At 70.5% G+C, this 20,293-nt stretch carries 21 protein-coding genes and 1 riboswitch; of the genes, 13 read left to right on the forward strand and 8 right to left on the reverse strand.

From position 1 onward, the window contains the following. Positions 1-6 precede the first annotated feature (6 nt). The 5 genes from H1D24_RS22905 (at position 7) to H1D24_RS22925 (ending at position 5,111) form a co-directional block, all read left to right on the forward strand. Positions 7-771: a lysophospholipid acyltransferase family protein gene (locus H1D24_RS22905; RefSeq protein WP_181659629.1), complete on the forward strand. Its 765-nt coding sequence runs from the start codon at positions 7-9 to the stop codon at positions 769-771. A gap of 51 nt (positions 772-822) precedes the next feature. Beyond that, positions 823-2,040, forward strand: a complete 1,218-nt coding sequence (gene macS / locus H1D24_RS22910; protein WP_181659531.1) for a MacS family sensor histidine kinase — start codon at positions 823-825, stop codon at positions 2,038-2,040. An 83-nt stretch (positions 2,041-2,123) separates the two neighbouring features. Beyond that, the gene (locus H1D24_RS22915) at positions 2,124-2,768 is read left to right on the forward strand and encodes a response regulator (RefSeq protein WP_374064307.1); all 645 of its coding nucleotides are present in this window, start codon (positions 2,124-2,126) and stop codon (positions 2,766-2,768) included. 181 nt (positions 2,769-2,949) lie between these two features. After that, a complete protein-coding gene (locus H1D24_RS22920; RefSeq protein WP_181659533.1) occupies positions 2,950-3,978 on the forward strand; it encodes a 6-phosphofructokinase in 1,029 nt (342 codons plus the stop codon). 128 nt (positions 3,979-4,106) lie between these two features. Then, the gene (locus H1D24_RS22925; RefSeq protein ID WP_181659534.1) at positions 4,107-5,111 is read left to right on the forward strand and encodes a 2-hydroxyacid dehydrogenase; all 1,005 of its coding nucleotides are present in this window, start codon (positions 4,107-4,109) and stop codon (positions 5,109-5,111) included. Here the strand turns inward: H1D24_RS22925 and H1D24_RS22930 are convergent. Both H1D24_RS22930 and H1D24_RS44115 read right to left on the reverse strand, forming a co-directional pair. Further along, positions 5,054-6,976, reverse strand: a complete 1,923-nt coding sequence (locus tag H1D24_RS22930) for an anthranilate synthase family protein (RefSeq protein ID WP_181659535.1) — start codon at positions 6,974-6,976, stop codon at positions 5,054-5,056. The genes H1D24_RS22925 and H1D24_RS22930 overlap by 58 nt on opposite strands. Positions 6,977-7,074: 98 nt before the next feature. Further along, a complete protein-coding gene (locus H1D24_RS44115; protein WP_220276866.1) occupies positions 7,075-7,131 on the reverse strand; it encodes a trp operon leader peptide in 57 nt (18 codons plus the stop codon). A gap of 254 nt (positions 7,132-7,385) precedes the next feature. Here H1D24_RS44115 and H1D24_RS22940 point away from each other — a divergent pair, with 254 nt between their 5' ends. Then, positions 7,386-8,738 (forward strand): class II 3-deoxy-7-phosphoheptulonate synthase, encoded by a 1,353-nt coding sequence (locus H1D24_RS22940; protein ID WP_181659537.1) that lies wholly within the window; start codon positions 7,386-7,388, stop codon positions 8,736-8,738. 171 nt (positions 8,739-8,909) lie between these two features. Continuing rightward, positions 8,910-9,167, forward strand: coding sequence for a (2Fe-2S)-binding protein (locus tag H1D24_RS22945; protein WP_181659538.1), 258 nt, complete (start codon positions 8,910-8,912; stop codon positions 9,165-9,167). 114 nt (positions 9,168-9,281) lie between these two features. On the opposite strand, the gene bfr is transcribed toward H1D24_RS22945, so the two are convergent. Then, positions 9,282-9,764, reverse strand: coding sequence for a bacterioferritin (gene bfr, locus H1D24_RS22950; RefSeq protein ID WP_181659539.1), 483 nt, complete (start codon positions 9,762-9,764; stop codon positions 9,282-9,284). A 158-nt stretch (positions 9,765-9,922) separates the two neighbouring features. On the opposite strand from bfr, the gene H1D24_RS22955 reads away from it, so the two are divergent. Next, complete coding sequence (locus tag H1D24_RS22955; protein ID WP_181659540.1) at positions 9,923-10,555, forward strand: sulfite oxidase-like oxidoreductase; 633 nt, start codon at positions 9,923-9,925, stop codon at positions 10,553-10,555. A gap of 93 nt (positions 10,556-10,648) precedes the next feature. Here the strand turns inward: H1D24_RS22955 and H1D24_RS22960 are convergent, their stop codons facing one another. From H1D24_RS22960 to thiO, 5 genes are all read right to left on the reverse strand, one after another. Beyond that, positions 10,649-11,518: a deoxyribonuclease IV gene (locus tag H1D24_RS22960; protein ID WP_181659541.1), complete on the reverse strand. Its 870-nt coding sequence runs from the start codon at positions 11,516-11,518 to the stop codon at positions 10,649-10,651. Between the two features lie 92 nt (positions 11,519-11,610). Continuing rightward, entirely contained in the window at positions 11,611-13,548 is a 1,938-nt protein-coding gene (gene pknB / locus H1D24_RS22965) for a Stk1 family PASTA domain-containing Ser/Thr kinase (RefSeq protein ID WP_181659542.1), read from the reverse strand. A gap of 129 nt (positions 13,549-13,677) precedes the next feature. Further along, positions 13,678-14,472 carry a thiazole synthase gene (locus tag H1D24_RS22970; RefSeq protein WP_181659543.1) on the reverse strand — a complete coding sequence of 265 codons (795 nt, stop codon included), beginning with the start codon at positions 14,470-14,472 and terminating at the stop codon, positions 13,678-13,680. An 8-nt stretch (positions 14,473-14,480) separates the two neighbouring features. Further along, entirely contained in the window at positions 14,481-14,705 is a 225-nt protein-coding gene (gene thiS, locus H1D24_RS22975) for a sulfur carrier protein ThiS (protein WP_181659544.1), read from the reverse strand. Next, positions 14,702-16,003, reverse strand: coding sequence for a glycine oxidase ThiO (thiO, locus tag H1D24_RS22980; protein ID WP_181659545.1), 1,302 nt, complete (start codon positions 16,001-16,003; stop codon positions 14,702-14,704). The genes thiS and thiO overlap by 4 nt, the downstream gene beginning before the upstream one ends. Continuing rightward, positions 16,001-16,114: riboswitch (TPP riboswitch) on the reverse strand. (Overlaps the previous gene by 3 nt.) A 47-nt stretch (positions 16,115-16,161) precedes the next feature. On the opposite strand from thiO, the gene H1D24_RS22985 reads away from it, so the two are divergent. The 5 genes from H1D24_RS22985 (at position 16,162) to metF (ending at position 20,291) form a co-directional block, all read left to right on the forward strand. Beyond that, positions 16,162-16,542 (forward strand): avidin-fold protein, encoded by a 381-nt coding sequence (locus tag H1D24_RS22985; protein ID WP_181659546.1) that lies wholly within the window; start codon positions 16,162-16,164, stop codon positions 16,540-16,542. Positions 16,543-16,570: 28 nt separating this feature from the next. After that, a complete protein-coding gene (locus tag H1D24_RS22990) occupies positions 16,571-17,833 on the forward strand; it encodes an NAD(P)/FAD-dependent oxidoreductase (protein ID WP_181659547.1) in 1,263 nt (420 codons plus the stop codon). Positions 17,834-18,071: 238 nt separating this feature from the next. After that, positions 18,072-18,437 (forward strand): Rv2175c family DNA-binding protein, encoded by a 366-nt coding sequence (locus H1D24_RS22995; protein WP_181659548.1) that lies wholly within the window; start codon positions 18,072-18,074, stop codon positions 18,435-18,437. 83 nt (positions 18,438-18,520) lie between these two features. After that, on the forward strand, positions 18,521-19,216 hold the full coding sequence (gene thiE / locus H1D24_RS23000) for a thiamine phosphate synthase (protein WP_258564247.1): 696 nt from the start codon (positions 18,521-18,523) through the stop codon (positions 19,214-19,216). A 154-nt stretch (positions 19,217-19,370) separates the two neighbouring features. After that, positions 19,371-20,291 (forward strand): methylenetetrahydrofolate reductase [NAD(P)H], encoded by a 921-nt coding sequence (gene metF / locus H1D24_RS23005; RefSeq protein ID WP_181659549.1) that lies wholly within the window; start codon positions 19,371-19,373, stop codon positions 20,289-20,291. Positions 20,292-20,293 lie beyond the last annotated feature (2 nt).

Below are 20,293 nucleotides of genomic sequence, written 5' to 3' on the forward strand. Positions count from 1 at the left end.
GAGGCAATGAAGTTCTCCATCGGAGGGCCGCTGAAGCTTGCCTTCAGGCCCTGGGTGGAAGGGCTCGAGAACGTGCCCGCCCAGGGCCCGGCCATCCTCGCGAGCAACCATCTGTCGTTCTCGGACTCCTTGTTCCTGCCCGCCGTCCTCGACCGCAAGATCACCTTCATCGCCAAGTCGGAGTACTTCACCACGCCCGGCATCAAGGGACGCCTGACCGCCGCCTTCTTCAAGGGCGTCGGCCAGCTGCCGGTGGACCGCTCGGGCGCGCGGGGAGCGGGCGAGGCGGCCATCAAGAGCGGCATAGGGGTCATCGAGCGCGGTGAACTGTTCGGCATCTACCCGGAGGGCACCCGTTCGCCCGACGGGCGCCTCTACCGCGGCAAGCCCGGAGGCCTCGCGCGCGTGGCGCTCGCCACCGGTGCGCCCGTCATCCCGGTCGCGATGATCGACACCGAGAAGATCCAGCCGCCGGGGAAGGTGGTCCCGAAGCTGATGCGCCCGGGCATCCGCATCGGCAAGCCGCTGGACTTCAGCCGCTACAGCGGCATGGAGCACGACCGGTTCGTGCTGCGCGCGGTGACCGACGAGGTCATGTACGAGATCATGAAGCTCTCCGGCCAGGAGTACGTCGACATCTACGCGACGGCCGCGAAGCGGCAGATCGCGGAGGCCGCGAAGGCCGAGAGGGAAGCGGCCAAGGCGGAGGCCAGAGCGGTGAAGGACGCCGGCGACAAGGGCGGAACGGAGCGGGAGCGGTCCGGCTCGTAGTGGCGCCGCCGCCGGCGGCGCCGAGGGTGGGGAACCTGAGGGTGGGGGAGCATGGCCAAGCGCGAGCGAGTCATGAGGATGTCGGTCGAGCAGCCGCTGTGGCGTGCGCTCACCGCGTACCGCGTCCTCACCATGCTGTACGCGATCGCGCTCTTCGTCTCCGCGTACGACGAGTTCGTGCGCCCCTGGGTGGCCGTCGCCTACTTCGCGGTGCTCCTCGTCTGGACGCTGGCCACGCTGCGCCAGGTCGCGAGCGCGGCCAGCTGCACCAGGTGGTTCCTCGTCACCGACCTCACCATCGCGCTCGCCGGCATCCTGCTCACACCGGTCGCCGACGCGCACGAGCGGATCGTGGCCGGCGGACCGACCCTGCCGACCATATGGACGGCGGGCGCCGTCCTCGCGTACGCCCTCAAGGGCGGCTGGCGCTGGGCGGCCGTCGCCTCCGCGCTCGTCGGCGGCGCCAACATCGTCCAGCGCGGCGCGCTCAGCCAGGACACCTTCCACAACGTCCTGCTGGTCTGGGTCGCCTCCATCGCCATCGGCTACGTCGTCGAGGTCGCCCGCGCCTCCGAGCGCACCCTCGCCCGCGCCCTGGAGATCGAGGCCGCGACGCGCGAGCGCGAAAGGCTTGCCCGGGACATCCACGACGGCGTGCTCCAGGTCCTCGCCATGGTGCAGCGCCGCGGCTCGGCGCTCGGCGGTGAGGCCGCTGAGCTCGGCCGCATGGCGGGTGAGCAGGAGGCCGCCCTGAGGGCGCTGGTCGCGGGGGGCCTGGTGCCCGCCTCGCACGCGTCGGAGGACGCCTCCCAGGGGGCGGTCGTACGCGTGGTGGAAGTACCGGACGACGAGGACGCCGCGGACGCGCCGTGCGACCTGCGCTCGCTGCTCGCACCGCACGCCGGAGCGCGGGTGACCCTCTCGGAGCCGGGCGCCCCGGTGCTGCTCGCACCCGCCGCGGCGAAGGAGGTCGCCGCCGCTGTCAGTGCCGCCCTGGACAATGTCCGCAACCATGCCGGCGACGGCGCGCGGGCCTGGATCCTGGTCGAGGACGAGCCGGACGCGGTCATCGTGACCGTGCGGGACGACGGTCCCGGCATCCCCGAGGGGCGGCTTGCCCAGGCCGAGGGGGAGGGCCGCCTCGGTGTGGCCCTGTCGATCCGGGGCCGGCTGCGGGACATGGGAGGCACGGCCGAGGTGATCTCGGTACCGGGTCAGGGCACAGAGGTCGAACTGAAGGTTCCACGGGGGAAGGCGACACGGAGATGAGCGAGAAGAACGAAACGGCCGCACAGGCACAGGAGTTGACGCAGAAGCAGGGGCCAGGGCAGGAGCATGGGCGGATCAAGGTGATGGTGGTCGACGACCACCCGATGTGGCGGGACGCCGTCGCCCGCGATCTCGCCGAGTCCGGCTTCGATGTGGTCGCCACGGCGGGCGACGGCGAGCAGGCCGTGCGCCGCGCCCGCGCCGTCGAGCCGCATGTGCTCGTGCTCGACCTCAACCTTCCGGGCAAGCCGGGCGTCCAGGTGTGCAAGGAACTCGTCGGGACCGACAAGACGCTGCGCGTGCTCGTCCTGTCCGCGAGCGGTGAGCACGCCGACGTCCTCGAGGCGGTCAAGTCCGGTGCCACGGGCTATCTGCTGAAGTCGGCGTCCACGGAGGAGCTGATCGACGCGGTGCGCCGCACGGCGGTCGGCGACGCCGTCTTCACGCCCGGTCTCGCCGGCCTGGTCCTCGGCGAGTACCGCAGGCTGGCATCCGAGCCCGCGCCCTCCGCCCCGGACGGGCCCAAGGCGCCGCAGCTCACCGAGCGCGAGACCGAGGTGCTGCGGCTGGTCGCCAAGGGCCTGAGCTACAAGCAGATCGCCGAACGGCTCGTCATATCGCACCGCACCGTGCAGAACCACGTGCAGAACACCCTCGGCAAGCTCCAACTCCACAACAGGGTCGAGCTCGTCCGGTACGCGATAGAGCGTGGCCTCGATGACGAGTGAACCGTGTCCCGCGTCAAGCCCGTCAACCTCACCCGCACCGGCAGCCGCTCGTTCGGGTGAAAGGGTCTCGATCAATGCCTCGATAATTCACCGGAATTGACCCTCCGCCCTGTCCCGAAGTGACGTGGATCACCATTAGCGTGACCCGCATCAGCTCATACCGGAGCGAAGGGACATTTCCATGCGGGTCGGAGTACTGACCGGAGGCGGCGACTGCCCCGGGCTCAACGCCGTCATCCGGGGCATCGTCCGCAAGGGCGTGCAGGAGTACGGCTACGACTTCACCGGCTTCCGCGACGGCTGGCGCGGTCCGCTGGAGGGCGACGCCATGCCGCTCGGCATCCCCGCGGTGCGCGGCATCCTCCCCCGGGGCGGCACCATCCTCGGCTCGTCGCGCACGAACCCCCTCAAGGAGGAGAACGGCATCCGCCGGATCCGGGAGAACCTCGCCAAGCACGAGGTGGAGGCCCTGATCGCGATCGGCGGCGAGGACACCCTGGGCGTCGCGGCACGTCTCGCCGACGAGTACGGCATCAACTGCGTGGGCGTACCGAAGACCATCGACAACGACCTGTCCGCCACCGACTACACCTTCGGCTTCGACACGGCCGTCGGCATCGCCACCGAGGCGATCGACCGCCTGCACACCACCGCCGAGTCGCACATGCGCGTGCTCGTCGTCGAGGTGATGGGCCGTCACGCCGGCTGGATCGCGCTCCACTCCGGCCTCGCGGGCGGCGCCAACGTGATCCTCATCCCCGAGCAGCGCTTCGACGTCGACCAGGTCTGCTCCTGGGTCACCTCCCGCTTCAAGGCGTCGTACGCACCCATCGTGGTCGTCGCCGAGGGCGCCATGCCCAAGGACGGCGACATGGTGCTCAAGGACGGCTCGCTCGACTCCTTCGGCCACGTCCGGCTCTCCGGCGTCGGCGAGTGGCTGGCGAAGGAGATCGAGAAGCGCACCGGCAAGGAGGCCCGTACGACCGTGCTGGGCCACGTCCAGCGCGGCGGCACCCCCAGCGCCTTCGACCGCTGGCTCGCCACCCGCTTCGGGCTGCACGCGATCGACGCGGTGCGCGACGGCGACTTCGGCAAGATGGTCGCCCTCCGCGGCACGGACATCGTCCGCGTACCGCTCTCGGAGGCCACGGCCAAGCTGAAGACGGTGGACCCGAAGCTGTACGAGGAGGTCGGGGTGTTCTTCGGCTGACCTGGGGCGCTCTCTCCCCGCAGGGCACGCCCGGGCTATGGGTCGTATATTCGCGATGTCGGCCCATAGCCCAGTAATCGGCCCATAGCCCAGGAATCGGCCCATAGCCCAGTAAGACGGGAGAAGCCGTGCAGATCATTGCCTTCGGGGTGCAGTCCGATGAGAAGCCGCTGATCGAGAAGGCATTCGCTGGTCATGACGACATCCGGTGCCTCGATGTCTTCCTCAACGAGGACACCGCCCCCATCGCGGCGGGCCACGAGATCATCTCCACGAGCGTCAACGCCGACCTGAGCGGCCGCGTCCTGGACACGCTCGCCGCCGGTGGAACGCGGATGGTCGCCCAGCGCTCCACCGGCTTCAACAACATCGACCTGGAGGTCGCCGAGCGCCTCGGCATCACCGTGGCCCGGGTCTCGTACTACTCGCCGTACTCGGTCGCGGAGTTCGCCTGGGCGCTGGCGATGGCGATCAACCGGCGGATCGTCCGCGCCTCCACCCGCACCCGCGACTTCGACTTCCGGCTCAACGGCCTGATGGGCCGCGACATGCACGGCCGTACCGTCGGAGTGCTCGGCACCGGCAAGATCGGCGAGGCCTTCACCCGGATCGCCCACGGCTTCGGCATGAACCTGCTCGGCTGGGACGTCGCCGAGAACCCCGCCTGCGTCGAGCTCGGCATGAACTACGTCGAGAAGGAGCGGCTCTTCGCCGAGGCCGACCTGATCAGCCTGCACGTACCGCTGCTCCCCGCGACCCAGAACGTCATCGACGCGACGGCCCTGAAGAACATGAAGGACGACGCGATCCTGGTGAACTCCAGCCGCGGCGGCCTCATCGACTCCCGGGCCCTCGTCGACGAGCTGCGCAAGGGCCGCTTCACGGGCGTCGGACTCGATGTGTACGAGGCGGAGGCAGGGCTGTTCTTCCTCGACAAGTCCCTGGAGATCGTCGTGGACGACACCCTGGCCCGCCTCGTCACCTTCCCGAACGTCCTGGTCACCTCGCACCAGGCGTACTACACATCCGACGCCGTCGGCCAGATCATCGACACCACGCTGCAGAACGTCCTGGACTACAAGGCGGGCCGCCGCTCCGACAACGTCCTGGTGCCGTCCGCCCCCAAGAGCTGACCCACCAGCTCCCGCACGATCGCCGCCCCGCGCAGCGACAGCACGGACTCGGGGTGGAACTGCAGTCCCGCGAAGCCCCGTCCTCGCAGCGCGTGCACCTCGCCCGTGGCCGCGTCCCGGCTGACCTCGACGCCGTGCGCCGACAGCTCCAGGGCCGCGTCGTCGTCGCACGCCGCCACGAAGCTGTTGTAGAAGCCCACGGTCTCCCGGCGCCCGAAGAGATCGATGTCCGTCTGCGCGCCCTGGTACGGCACCTCCTTCCGGACGATCTCCAGGCCCAGCTCGGCCGCGATCAGCTCATGGCCGAGGCAGACGCCCAGGACTCCGTGGCGGTGGGTCCCGATCACCTCGGCGGTGAGCGCCCGCAGGAATCGCATCTTGGGGTCGCCCGTGTCGCCCGTGTCGCCCGGATCGCCGGGCCCCGGGCCCAGCACCAGCGGACCCTCGTGCGCGAGCACCGCATCCCGCAGCCCTGGCTCGTCGTACCGCCGCACCGTCACCTCCAGGCCCGACGCACGCAGCACATGCGCGAGCATCGCCGTGAACGTGTCCTCGCCGTCCACGACCAGCGCATGCCCCTCCAGGGCCGCCGACCTCCCCTGCATCCGCAGCCAGAACGGCGCGAGCGCGGCCCTGCGGCCGTCGAGCGCGGCCTGGACGCGCGGGTCCTCCGCCAGCCCCGGCCGTTCCCGCTCCTCGCGCGGCCGGCCCGGACGCACCCCCAGAGCGGCCAGCACCCCTGCCGCCTTGGCGTGCGTCTCGGCGACCTCGCTCATCGGGTCCGAGCCGCGCACGAGCGTCGCGCCGACCGGGACCCGCAGCCGCCCGGCGGCGTCGATGTCGGCGGTACGGATGAGGATGGGCGAGTCGAGGGTCTGGGCCCCGCCGGCGTCCCGGCCGACGAGGGCCAGGGCCCCCGCGTAGTAGCCGCGCCCGCCGACCTCGTGGCGCTCGATGACACGGCACGCGTTCTGCACCGGCGAGCCGGTGACGGTCGCCGCGAACATGGTCTCGCGCAGCACCTCGCGGACGTCCAGCGACGACCTGCCTCTCAACTCGTACTCGGTGTGCGCGAGATGGGCCATCTCCTTCAGCCGCGGCCCGATGACGACACCGCCCATGTCGCCGACCGTGCACATCATCTTGAGCTCCTCGTCGACGACCATCGAGAGCTCCTCGATCTCCTTGCCGTCGCCGAGGAACTCCAGCATGCTCTCGGCGGTCGGCCCCTCGGCCGGGTAGCGGTACGTCCCGCTGATCGGGTTCATGACGACCGTCCCGCCGGACATGCGCACGTGAACCTCCGGGCTGGCCCCGACCAGGGTGCGGTCGCCGGTGTGCACGACGAACGTCCAGTACGCGCCGCGCTCGCCGACCAGCAGCCGCCGGAACAGCGCGAGGGCATCGGCCCTGGTGAAGCCCGGGATCTCACCCTCGTACGTCCGCCGGATGACGAAGTTCGCGCCCTCGCCCTGCCCGATCTCCTCGCGCAGCACCCGGCCGACGATCTCCGCGTACTCCTCGTCGGCCACGTCGAAGGCACCGCCCTCGACCCGTACGTCATGGGCGGGCAGCTGCAACAGGGCCTCGGCGAGCGGCAGTTCGTACGTCTCCTCGGCGGTCAGCACCGCGAGCGGGGTGCCGTCGTCCGTCACGTCGAAGCCGCGCTCCCGGATCTGCCGGAAAGGGACGAGCGCGAGCGACGGCCGGTCGCCCACGGGAATGTCGGCGAGGCGCTCGACCTCGCGGACGGGGCCGAGCAGCACCTCGACCGTGTCCGAGCCGTCGGCGGCACGCCCGGGCGTGCGGCGGCGCAGCAGGGCGAAGGGCGGGCAGTCGTCGTCGAGCAGTCTGTGCAGGTCCACGGCGGGGTTCCTTCCCTGGGGTTGTGCTGGGAGGAACGGCCTGGAAACACCGAAGGCCGCCCCTCGGGCGGCCTTCGCGAGTCTTCGAGTACGCGCAGTCAGTGGGCCGCCGAGTGAGCGGTCCACCACCAGTTCTGGATCGTGTGCGCGAACATGCCCGGCACCCTACCCGAAGACGGGGAGCGGTGGGCCCTCAAAACAGGGGCCAAGGCACAAGCCGCACACAACTGCGGCTCACGCCGCGGGACGCGACGGGCCCCTCCGCCACCGCGCGTGCGGACCGCGGCCTCCCGTACGCGCAGGTCGGAGCCCTGTACCACTCGCCACAGGCGTCGTCGAACGAGCGCGCACCGTCTCACTTGGTGAGCGGGCTCGGGGGTGCCCGACACGACCCCGTAATGTGGGGCACGTGACCGTGAACGCTAAGTCCACCGCTGCCGGTGGCAACACCTGGCGAGACCTTCCCGCGGCGCAGCAGCCTGAGTACCCCGATGCCGAGGCTCTGCGCGACGTCGTCGCGGAGCTCGAGTCGTATCCGCCTCTCGTCTTCGCAGGCGAGTGCGACCAGCTGCGTGCCCGGATGGGAGCCGTCGCCAGGGGCGAGGCGTTCCTCCTCCAGGGCGGCGACTGCGCCGAGGCCTTCGACGGCGTGTCCGCCGACCACATCCGCAACAAACTGAAGACCCTGCTCCAGATGGGCGCCGTGCTGACGTACGCCGCGTCCGTGCCGGTCGTGAAGGTCGGCCGGATCGCCGGTCAGTACTCCAAGCCGCGCTCCAAGCCGACCGAGACCCGCGACGGCGTGACCCTGCCGACGTACCGCGGCGACTCCGTCAACGGCTTCGACTTCACCGAGGATGCCCGCGTCCCGGACCCCCAGCGGCTGAAGCGGATGTACAACGCCTCCGCCTCGACGCTGAACCTGGTGCGCGCCTTCACCACCGGCGGCTACGCCGACCTGCGCCAGGTCCACGCCTGGAACCAGGACTTCGTGAAGTCGTCCCCCTCGGGCCAGCGCTACGAGCAGCTGGCGCGCGAGATCGACAACGCGCTGAACTTCATGCGGGCCTGCGGCACGGACCCGGAGGAGTTCAAGACCGTCGAGTTCTACTCCTCGCACGAGGCCCTGCTGCTCGACTACGAGTCCGCGCTGACCCGCGTCGACTCGCGCACCGGCAACCTCTACGACGTCTCGGGCCACATGGTCTGGATCGGTGAGCGCACCCGCCAGCTGGACGGCGCGCACATCGAGTTCGCGTCGAAGATCCGCAACCCGATCGGCATCAAGCTCGGCCCGACCACGACGGCCGAGGAGGCGCTGCAGTACATCGAGCGCCTCGACCCCGAGCGCGAGCCGGGCCGTCTGACCTTCATCGTGCGGATGGGCGCGGACAAGATCCGCGACCGGCTGCCCGAGCTGGTCGAGAAGGTCACGGCCTCGGGCGCCGTGGTGGCCTGGGTGACCGACCCGATGCACGGCAACACGTTCGAAGCGGCCTCCGGCCACAAGACCCGGCGCTTCGACGACGTGCTCGACGAGGTCAAGGGCTTCTTCGAGGTCCACAAGGCGCTGGGCACCCACCCGGGCGGCATCCATGTGGAGCTGACCGGCGACGACGTCACCGAGTGCGTGGGCGGCGGCGACGAGATCTTCGTCGACGACCTGCACCAGCGCTACGAGACGGCCTGCGACCCGCGGCTGAACCGCAGCCAGTCGCTTGACCTGGCCTTCCTGGTCGCCGAGATGTACCGGGACCAGTAAGCGGTCCTCTACGCATGCCTCTACGCATGAAGGTGGGGCGCGGATCCATGTGATCCGCGCCCCACCGGTGCGTCCGGGGCTTTTACGCCCTCGACGTCCCGGGTAAGGTTAGGTTAGCCTCACCGACGAATCGGGACGGCGCTACGAACGATCCCGAACATCACCGGGGAGGTGAACCGCGTGTACGTCTGCAACTGCTTCGGTGTGACCGAGGCGCAGGTGAAGAAGCACGCGGAGGACGGTGCCTGCACCCCCCGCCAGATAGCGTCGGCCTGCAAGGCGGGCACGGACTGCGGCTCCTGCGTACGCCGCATCCAGGCACTGCTCGGCCGGGGCGCATGCCCCCGTCGCGAGCTGGTGGACCAGGGCTTGGGCGTCGCCGCGCTGGCAACGGAGCCGGAGCTCGAGCAGCTCGAGGGCGCGGCGTAGCCACCCTGCTCAGCCGGCCTGGCATGGGCCCGCAGAAGCCTTTCTGCTCCTTTACCGCTCGATCCGTGGACCAGCTCTCGCTGACTGACGGCCGACCCTCGTCCGACTGCCCGGCTAGCTCTCGTCCGGCTGCTCGATGACCTGCGCGATGTAGAGCGCCTCGCCCAGCTTGTCCACCAGGTCCAGCTGCGTGTCCAGATAGTCGATGTGGTGCTCCTCGTCCGCGAGGATCGACTCGAAGATGTTCGCAGACGTGATGTCGCCCTTGGAGCGCATCACCTCGATCCCGCGCTTGAGGCGGTCGATCGCCTCCACCTCGACCTGTCGGTCGGCCTGGAACATCTCGGTGATGGTCTGCCCCACGCGGACATGGAAGAGTCGCTGGTAGTTGGGGAGGCCTTCGAGAAAAATGATCCGGTCGGTGAGTACCTCCGCGTGCCTCATCTCGTCGAACGACTCAGCGCGGGTGTACTTGGCGAGCTTCGTCCAGCCGTAGTTCTCCTGCATCTTCGCGTGCAGGAAGTACTGGTTGATCGCCGTGAGCTCGCCGGTCAGCTGCTCGTTCAGGAATTCGATGACCTCGGGGTCGCCCTGCATCGCAGAGGCTCCTTCCACATGCGTGACTGGCAGTGCAGATGGCGCGCATCCTTGCACCGGCGCGGTAGATCGTCCAGTAAGTGCACGCTTAGTAGGAGTTGCCCGAATCGGTGCGGGGCCGGTCAATTGCACTCCCTCCGGTCTGTCAGGATGGAGGCATGGGTCATCCTTCGGGTCGCGAATCTCGGGAAGCAGTGCAGTCCGAGCTGCCGCCGGGACAGCGACTGCAGAAGGGCTGGCCGGTCACGCACTACGGTCCCGTACCCAAGTTCCGACCGGAGCGCTGGGATTTCCGGGTCTTCGGCGCCACCGCCGACGGGGACAAGCACTGCTGGACGCACGAGGAGTTCTCGGCCCTGCCGTACTCCACGGTCGTGGCCGATCTGCACTGCGTCACGAAGTTCAGCATGCTCGGCGCCGAATGGGGCGGCGTCCGTGCCATGACGATCCTGGAGCTCGCGCCGCCCGCGCCCCATGTCACCCATGTGATGGTCTGGGCAGAGTACGGCTTCAGCTCGAATCTGCGGCTGTCCGACTTCATGTCCGACCGGACGATCTTCGCCACCCACAAGGACGGCGAGCTCCTCACCGCCGAGCACGGCTTTCCGCTGCGGCTCATCGTGCCCCATCTGTACGCCTGGAAGGGCCCCAAGTGGGTCCGCGGCGTCGAGTACATGAGCGCCGACCGGCGCGGCTTCTGGGAGGAGCGCGGCTACCACAACATCGGCGACCCCTGGCGTGAGCAGCGCTACTCGTACCAGGAGGAGCCCGGGGACGGGCCCGAGCTCTGAGCTTCCTGCTGTGGACCCTTCCTGCTGTGAAGCCTTCCTGCTGTGAAGCCTCCCCGCCCTGAGCCTCACTGCCGGCAGGCGGGCGTCAGCCGTCTAGCCGTCCCTGAGTTTCTTCAGGCGCGCAACGTCCGCCGCGTGGCCCTCCTTGCGGCCCGGTGTCTCGATGATCAGCGGTACGCCCTGGGTCGCGGGATGGCTGAACAGCTCGCGGAACGGGTCCTCGCCTATGTGGCCGCTGCCGATGTTCTCGTGACGGTCCTTGTGGGCGCCCACCACATCCTTGGAGTCATTGGCGTGGATGAGCCGGAGACGGCCCTCGCCGACTGTGTCGACCAGTAGGTCGAGAGTCTGCCTCATCCCGCTGGGGCCGGTCAGGTCGTGGCCCGCCGCGAAGATGTGGCAGGTGTCCAGGCAGACGCCGAGCTTGGGGTGGGCGTCGAGAGCCTCGAAGTACGGGCCGAAGTCCCAGGTGCGGGAGCACAGCGAGGCGCCCTGGCCTGCGGTGGACTCCAGCAGGAGGTACGGATCGTCGTCGTCGGTCAGCTCTTCGAGCAGCGGCAACATGTGTGCGCGTACCTGCTTGAGCGCGACCGCGCGGTCCCGTCCGCCGGTCGCCGAGCCGGTGTGCACGACGACACCCAGGGCGCCGATCTCGCGCCCGCGGCGCAGTGAGTGCCGCAGCGACTCCACGGACCGCTCGACGGTCGCTTCGGTGTGCGAACCGAAGTTGATCAGATACGGCGCGTGCACGTACGCGGGAATCGACTCGGCAGCGCAGGCCGCGCGGAACTCCTCATCCTGCCTCGAATTGCCGACGGGCGTCGCCCAGCCGCGCGGATTGGCGACGAAGACCTGGACGGTCTCGGCGCCGATCTCGCGTGCGTACGACAGACCGATGGTGGAGAGGCCGCCGGCCACGGGGACATGGCTGCCGACGGGATTACGGGACTGCTGGCTTGTCACACCCTTCAGGGTGTCACGAGGCCGGGGGCGCTCCGGCAGGGGATGGGCGCCCCAGGGCCGCGTGGCCGGGCACGCGCCTGGCCATGCGCCCCTCAGCCGATCTTGAGGGTGATCGTCGACCCCTTCGGGGCCTCGTCGCCGCCGTCCACCGACTGGCTCCTCACCGTGTCGCCGAAGAACCCGAACAGGCCCCGGTCCTCCTCGACCTCGAACCCGGCGTCCTCGAGCTTCTGCCGGGCGTCGTCGACGTTGTCGCCCACCACGTCGGGGACCTCGACCATCACCGGGCCCTTGGAGATCGTGAGGGTGATCGTGTCGCCCTCCGCCACCTGGCGGTCCGCGGCTGGCGACTGCCTGGCCACCGTGCCCGCGTCGAACTCGGAGTTGACCCGGACGGAGGCGATCTCGACCTTCAGGCCCTCCTCCTCCAGGTCGGCGGTCGCGTCCTCGACGGACTCGCCCGTGACATCGGGCACGTCCACCGGGCTGCCCCTGCTGACGGTCAGCGCGACGGCCGAGCCGGCCCTGCGCACCGTGCCCGCCCCCGGGTCCGTACTGATCACGGAGCCCCTGCCGACTTCCTCGCTGAACGCCCTGGTCACCATGCCGGGCTCCAGACCGGCGTCCTTCAGCGCGGACTTCGCCTTCGCCAGGGTCACGCCCTGCAGATCCGGGACCTTCACGGTCTCCGGGCCCAGCGAGAGCGTCAGCGTCACGCCGTCGTTGTGGCGGATGCGCGCTCCGGGCTCGGGGCTGGTGCTGATGACGGTGCCGCGCGTGACGGTGTCGCTGTACCGGCGCTTGACGCCGTTCACCTCGAGACCGGCGTCCGCGAGCTGCTGCCTCGCCTGGGCCTCGGTCTTCGCCAGCAGCGGCGGCACCTTCGTGAACTGGCCGGAGTTGATGTACCAGACGCCGGCACCGAGCCCCAGCGCCAGCAGCACCGCGGCGATCACCGCGAAAATGCCGCGCCGATCGCGCCTCGGGCGCCGCGGAGGAGCAGGAGGCGGGGACTCGAACCGGCTCGTGCGGTTGAGCACGGCTTCGTCAGGGGCGTCGTCATGGACGGGCAGCGGCCGCGGCATGGACAGCCCGCGGGGAATCACGCTCGTACGGTCCCCGGAGATGTCACGCCCGTCGTGCCCATCGCCGCGGGCCCCCGGCGGCACCGCGTCCAGCTGCTCGTCGGTGAGCCCGGCCCGCGCCTCTCTGACGGCGGCCAGCAGCGCCACCGCGTCCTGCGGGCGCACACCCGGCGTACGGGCGGTCGCGGACGCCACGAGCTCGTCGAGCGCGTAGGGCAGGCCCGGCACGGCGGCCGACGGCGGCGGCACGTCCTCGTTGAGGTGCTGGTAGAGCACCTGGGCCGGGGACTCGCCGGAGTGCGGTTTGCCGCCCGTCAGCATCTCGTAGAGGACGACACCGCACGCGTACACGTCGACGCGCGGGTCCGAGGTGCCGTGCTCGATCTGCTCCGGCGCGAGATACGAGACGGTGCCGAGGACGGCGCCGGTGGTGCTGGTCACGGTGTCCACGGCCCGTACGAGACCGAAGTCGGCGACCTTGACCCGTCCGTCGTCCCCTATCAGGACGTTCTCCGGCTTCATGTCGCGGTGCACGAACCCGGCGCGGTGCGCGGCGCCCAGCGCGGCCAGCACCGGCTCCAGGATGTCCAGTGCGGCCCGCGGCTGCAGGGCCCCGCGCTCGCGCAGCACGTCACGCAGGGTGCACCCTGCCACGTACTCCATCGCCAGGTAGACGTAGCCGCCGTCCGTGCCCTGGTCGTAGACGCCGACCACATTGGGGTGTGAGAGCCGCGCCACCGACTTCGCCTCACGGATGAAGCGCTCGACGAACGACACGTCCGCGGCCAGCGCAGGGTGCATCACCTTGAGCGCGAGAACACGGTCGAGGCGGGTGTCCACGGCCCGGTAGACCGTGGCCATCCCGCCGACCGCGATACGGGCGTCGATGCGGTACCGCCCGTCGAGCATCTGCCCGACGAGGGGGTCCTGAAGGGTCGTGTCCACGGAGGCGAGTGTACGAGCCGGGACTGTCACCGCCGTCCGCCGCGGGAATTCCGGGCAGGGAATGCGGCAGAGCTGTGACCCTTGCCACCGGAGGTTCCGGCCGTCACCGGGACGCCGGGCGCACCGGTGTCAGAACGCCGGCCGCTCCGGGTCCAGCCGGGCCAGACCCTCCGTGGGAGAGGACGCCTCGGCGAAGTGCCGCCGCGGAATCCGCCCCGCCCGCCGCGCCAGGCGGCCCGCCTCGACCGCATGCCGCATGGCCTCGGCCATGAGCACCGGCTCCTGGGCCCGGGTGACGGCTGAGGCGAGCATCACACCCGCGCACCCCAGCTCCATCGCCAGCGCGACGTCCGACGCCGTGCCCGCGCCCGCGTCCAGAATCACCGGCACGCGCGCGTGCTCCACGATCAGCTGGAAGTTGTGCGGATTGCGGATGCCGAGACCGGACCCGATGGGCGAACCGAGCGGCATGATCGCCGCGCAGCCGACGTCCTCGAGCTTCCGCGCGAGGACGGGGTCGTCGTTCGTGTACGGCAGGACGGTGAAGCCGTCGTCGACGAGGGTCTCGGCTGCGTCCAGAAGCTCGATGGGGTCGGGCAGCAGTGTGCGCTCGTCCGCGATGACCTCAAGTTTGACCAGATCGGTGCCGAGGGCCTCACGCGCGAGGCGGGCGGTCAGTACGGCCTCGCCGGCGGTGAAGCAGCCCGCCGTGTTCGGCAGTACGCGGATGCCGAGGCGGTCGAGGACGGAGAGCACCGAGCCCTGGACGCCCGGGTCGACACGGCGCATGGCGACCGTCGTCAGCTCCGTTCCGGACGCGACGAGGGCCCGCTCCAGCACGTCGAGGCTGGGCGCGCCGCCGGTGCCCATGATCAGGCGGGAGGAGAGGGACAGCCCGCCGATGACGAAGGGGTCGTCTGCCATGAGTCTGCTCAGCCTCCCTGGACTGCGGTGAGGACCTCGATGCGGTCCCCTTCGGTGAGCGCGGTCGTGGGCCACTCCGCGCGCGGGACGACGGTTTCGTTGAGCGCCGCGGCGACCCCGGACGGTGCGGTGGTGAGCGTCGCGACGAGTGTGCCGAGTGCGGTGCCCGCGGGGACCTCCCGCGGCTCGCCGTTGACCGAGATGCTGATCGACGTGCTGACCGGGCGGCTCATGCGGGCTGCTCCGTGAAGGTGGCGGCCGGCTCTGTGGCCGGCTGAGGGGTCGGCTCTGTGAGTGCGCTGCGCGCCGTGCGGGCGGTGAGCGCCGGGCCGAAGCGGGCGGGGGTGAAGGGGCGTGCCTCTTCGGGCAGTTCGCCGGTCGTCAGGGCGTGCGCCAGCACGTCGCCGGTGACCGGTGTGAGCAGCACGCCGTTGCGGTGGTGGCCGGTGGCCAGCAGCAGGCCGGGCAGGGCCGTCGGGCCGAGCAGCGGCGCGTTGTCCGGTGAGCCGGGCCGCAGTCCGGCGCGCGTCTCCGTGAGGGGCAGCTCGGTGATGCCGGGCACCAGCTCGTGGGCGTCGCGCAGCAGCTCGTACACGCCGCCCGCGGTCACCGTCGTGTCCCAGCCGAGCTCCTCGCTGGTGGCGCCCACGACCAGCTCGCCGTTCTCACGCGGCACCAGATAGACCTGGCTGCCGCGGACGACGGCGCGCACCGTGCGGCTCAGGAACGGCGCGTACTGCCCCGGCACGGCCAGCCGCAGCACCTGGCCCTTCACGGGTCGCACGGGCGGCAGTACGTCGTCGGGGACGCCGTCGAGTCTGCCGCTGAGGCTTCCCCCGGCGAGGACCACCTGACCGGTGGTGATCCGGGTGCCGTCGGCGAGGACGACTCCGGTGGCCCGGTCGCGTACCACCGTCAGGCGGTCCGCCCAGAGCCGGTGGAAGGTCACCCCGGCCCGCTCACAGGCCGCCACCAGCGCCTTGGCGAGGCGCCGCGGATCGACCTGGTGGTCGCCGTCGACCCGGAGCCCCCCGCGCACCCCCGGCGCGAGCATCGGCTCCAGGCGTCGGCACTCGCGCCCGGTGAGCCATTCCGACTCGAGGTCGCACTGGCGCTGCAGTGCGTGCAGTTCCCGGAGGTGGGCGCGGTCGTCGGCGTCCAGCGCGACGGCGAGCGTGCCGGACCGGCGGTAGCCGAGGTCCTGTCCGGTCGCCTCGGTGAGCTCCGCGGCGAAGCCCGGATAGCGGCGCGCGGACTCGAGGTTGAGGCCGAGCAGCGTCTGCTCGCCGTAGTGCAGTTCGGTGACGGCGGCGAGCATGCCCGCGGCCACCTGGGCGGCCCCGCCGCCCGGCTCGGGGTCCACGACGGCGGTGGACAGCCCGCGTTGCGCGGCCCGCCAGGCCGTGACGAGCCCGATGATGCCGCCGCCGACCACAAGGACGTCGGGTGAGGAACCCGGATGGATCGGAGAATCGGGACCGGAAGCGATCGATGCTGAATCGGGTGAATTGCGCACATCGCGTGCTGGCATGGGCGTCGAGCCCCTCCCTTCGCCGGCATGACCCGGATCAGGTTCGTACGGTCGGAGGCCGTCCCAGCCTCCCTCTCAGCCCGGTACGTCCGGGCTCCCGCGAGTACGGTGGCCACCCTAGCCCTTCGTCCCGCACCTCAGTAAGGGAGCCTTCGCCCATGCGCCGCCCGTCCGTACGGTCCCTCGACGGTCTCGTCCTCGCTCCGGTAGCCGACCAGGCGCCGGGTCAGGTCGGTACGCGGACCCGGTTCACGTACCACGAGAAGGACGGGGAGGTCTGGGCCGAGTATGCGGGCGGCGATGTCGTGCGCGGCCATCTCGTGGGTACGCGAGAAGGCGACCGCCTCGACTTCCGGTACGTGCAGTTGAAGCGGGACGGTACGACCTCCTCGGGTCACTGCGTGTCGACCGTCGTCGAGTTGGCGGACGGCAGGGTGCGGCTGGAGGAGACCTGGGAGTGGGAGTCGCAGAACGGCAGCGGGACGAGCGTCGTGGAGCAGATACCCTCCGGGCTGATGTCCTCCACGCCCACTGACTGACAGAACGTCAGTTGATTATGGTGATCGGGTGAACGAGCAGACCCCGGCGGGCAGCCGGACAGCACAGGACGCCCCGGGCGGGAGTTCCGGGCAGGCGGAGCGCCGCGTCGTCATCGTCGGCGCGGGCATGGCCGGCGTACACACCGCTGTTGCGCTGCGCGAGCAGGGCTTCGCCGGCGAGATCACGCTGATCGGCGCGGAACCGCACCAGCCGTACGACCGGCCGCCACTGTCCAAGGCCGTGCTGCTGGGCAAGGCCGAGGGGTCGGCCTTCGACGTCGACTTCGAGGCGCTCGGCCTCGCACTGCACCTGGGCCGCGAGGTCACCGGGCTGCGGCCGGCCGAGCATGAGCTTGACACGGAGCAGGGGCCCGTCCCGTACGACGTGCTGGTCGTGGCCACCGGTGCCGAACCGATCCAGCTGCCCGGCGCGGTGGGCGTCCCAGGTGTCCATCTGCTGCGCACGCTGGACGACGCCGAGCGGCTGCGGCCCGTACTGGCCGAGCAGCACGACATCGTGGTCGTCGGCGCGGGCTGGATCGGCGCGGAGTTCGCCACGGCCGCACGCGAGGCGGGCTGCGCGGTGACCGTGGTCGAGGCCGCCGACCGGCCGCTCGCGGGGGCGCTGCCCGCCGAGGTCGCCGCGCCGATGGAGGTGTGGTACGCCGACGCCGGTGTGGATCTGCGCACGCACGCGCGCGTGGACCGCGTCGAACCCGGCACGGTCGTCCTTGCGGACGGCACCCGGCTGCCCGCGGACGCCGTCGTCGTCGGTATCGGCGCGCGGCCCGCCACACGGTGGCTCGAGGGATCCGGGATCGAGCTCGGCAGCCACCGGGAGGTCGTGACGGACGACCGTCTGCGGACCTCGGCGCCCGATGTCTACGCGGTCGGCGACTGCTCCTCCTTCCCTTCGGGAAGGTACGGAGAGCGCCTCATGGTCCACCACTGGGACAACGCCCTCCAGGGCCCGCGCACGGTGGCCGCCAACATCATCGGGGAGACCCCCGAGACGTACGACCCCGTGCCCTACTTCTGGTCGGAGCAGTTCGGGCGTTTCGTGCAGTACGCGGGGCACCACGCCGCCGCGGACGCGATGGTGTGGCGGGGTGACCCCTCGGGGGCCGCCTGGGCGGTGTGCTGGCTACGCGACGAGCGCCTCGTCGCACTCCTCGCGGTGGGCCGCCCACGCGACCTGGCACAGGGCCGCAGACTCATCGAGGCGGGGAACCCGATGGACGCGACGTTGCTGGCGGATCCGTCGCGACCGCTGAAGGCCGCGACGGCTTGACCTCCGTTGTGGGCAGGCGTTCCGCAGGGCGGAACGGGTGGGCACAACCCACTACGGCGGGTGAGATCGGGTCGTACGGCAGACGGGGCGTGCCCCGTACCGGGCGACGCGCCCACTCAGCAGGGCAGCCCACGGTGCGCCGTCCGCGCCGGTCAAAAGCGCCCACCGCCGGCACGGCGGCCCCCCGCCGGGAGGCGCCTGGCTTCCGACTGTCAGTCGGGGATGGCAGGCTTGTCCCGTGACCGAGATTGACGCAAAGATCGATGCTCTCGTCCCCGCATGGCTCACTCTGCCCGATATCGCCGAAAGGATCGGTGTCGAGGTGACGCGTGTCCGGCAGCTGGTCAAGGAGGGCCAGCTGATCGCGGTGCGCCGCGGTGAGAACCGGGCACTGCATGTGCCTGCCGCCTTCATCGACGGCGACAAGGTCGTCAAGGGCCTGACCGGCACCCTGACGCTCCTGAGGGACGACGGCTTCACAGACGAAGAGATGCTCGAGTGGCTCTTCACCCCGGACCCGAGCCTGCCCGGCACGCCTGCCCAGGCGCTGAGTGAGAACCGTGGCACCGAGGTGAAGCGCCGCGCGCAGGCGCTCGCCGTCTGACATCCAGGGGCTCCCGAGCCCGGCGCTCGGGAGCCCGCGGCCACCCAGATCGATCGCCGCAACGCCGCCACCGGGGGACACGTATGCCCAAGAACGACACCGCTCACCCAGCCACGGCCCCGGCCACCGACCCCGCGGCCGCCCTGCGGGCGCAGCTCGCCGACGCGCGGGTCTACCTCTGCACCGACGCGCGCAAGCGGCAGGGGGACCTCCCGGAGTTCCTCGACGCCGTCCTCGAGAACGGCGTCGACATCGTGCAGCTGCGCGACAAGGGCATGGAGGCCGGTGAGGAGCTCGAGCACCTCGCCGTCTTCGCCGACGCCTGCCAGCGGCACGGCAGGCTGCTCGCCGTGAACGACCGTGCGGACGTCGCGCACGCCATCGGATCCGACGTGCTGCATCTGGGCCAGGGCGACCTGCCCGTGCCCGCTGCCCGTGCGATCCTGGGCGACCGCGTACTCGTCGGCCGCTCCACCCACGCCGATTCGGAGGCCGCGGCGGCTGCCGTCCAGGACGGAGTGGACTACTTCTGCACGGGCCCGTGCTGGCCGACGCCCACCAAACCCGGCCGCCATGCACCCGGCCTTGACCTGGTGCGTTACACGGCGGCACTCGGCACGGACCGGCCGTGGTTCGCCATCGGCGGGATCGATCTGGGCAACCTGGACGAGGTGCTCGAAGCCGGTGCCCGCCGCGTCGTGGTCGTCCGGGCGATCACCGAGGCCGACGACCCGGCGGCAGCGGCGGCGGAGTTCGCGAAGCGACTGCGGGCGGCCTGACCGCCCCGTGATCGATGGGCGCACGTGATCGATCGGCGTCATCGGATCAGCTGATCTGTGCCCGCCCGTCCGATACGTGGACAACAGTCCGGCAAAAAGGGCAATTTACCCTGCTCTGGTTGGGGGACCGCCAGTGCCTGGCTAACCTGCGAGTATGGCCCTCGGAACTGCCTCCACCAGGACTGATCGCGCACGAACCGTGCGCGACATGCTCGCCACCGGCAAAACCACGTACTCCTTCGAGTTCTGGGCGCCGAAGACCCCGAAGGGCGAGCGGAACCTGTGGAACGCGCTGCGCCGTATCGAGGCCGTCGCACCCAGCTTCGTCTCCGTCACCTACGGTGCCGGCGGCTCCACGCGCGCAGGCACGGTGAAAGCGACCGAGCAGATCGCCGCCGACTCGACGCTCACCCCCGTGGCCCACCTCACCGCGGTCAGCCACTCCGTCGCGGAGCTGCGCAACATCATCGGGCAGTACGCCGACGCCGGGATCCGGAACATGCTCGCGGTCCGCGGCGACCCGCCCGGCGACCCCATGGGCGACTGGATCCCGCACCCGCAGGGCCTGACCTACGCGGCCGAACTCGTGCGGCTGATCAAGGAATCCGGCGACTTCTGCGTGGGCGTCGCGGCCTTCCCCGAGACGCACCCGCGGTCGTCGGACGAGGACACGGACGTACAGCACTTCATCGACAAGTGCCGCGCCGGGGCCGACTACGCGATCACACAGATGTTCTTCCAGCCCGAGTCCTATCTGCGCCTGCGGGACCGGGTCGAGTCCGCCGGCTGCACGACCCCGATCATCCCGGAGGTCATGCCCGTCACCAGCGTGAAGCAGCTCGAACGGCTGCCCAAGCTCAGCAACGCGGCCATCCCGGACTCTCTGAAAGAGCGGATCCTCACAGCAAAAGACGATCCGGCCGCTGTACGCTCCATTGGCATTGAGTTCGCAACGGAGTTCTGCGCGAGGCTGTTGAGCGAAGGCGTTCCAGGACTGCACTTCATCACCCTCAACAACTCCACGGCGACGCTGGAGATCTACGAGAATCTGGGCCTGCACCACCCACAGGCCTAGAC

The sequence above is a fragment of the Streptomyces himalayensis subsp. himalayensis genome, assembly GCF_013778455.1.
In the GTDB taxonomy this organism is placed as follows: domain Bacteria; phylum Actinomycetota; class Actinomycetes; order Streptomycetales; family Streptomycetaceae; genus Streptomyces; species Streptomyces himalayensis.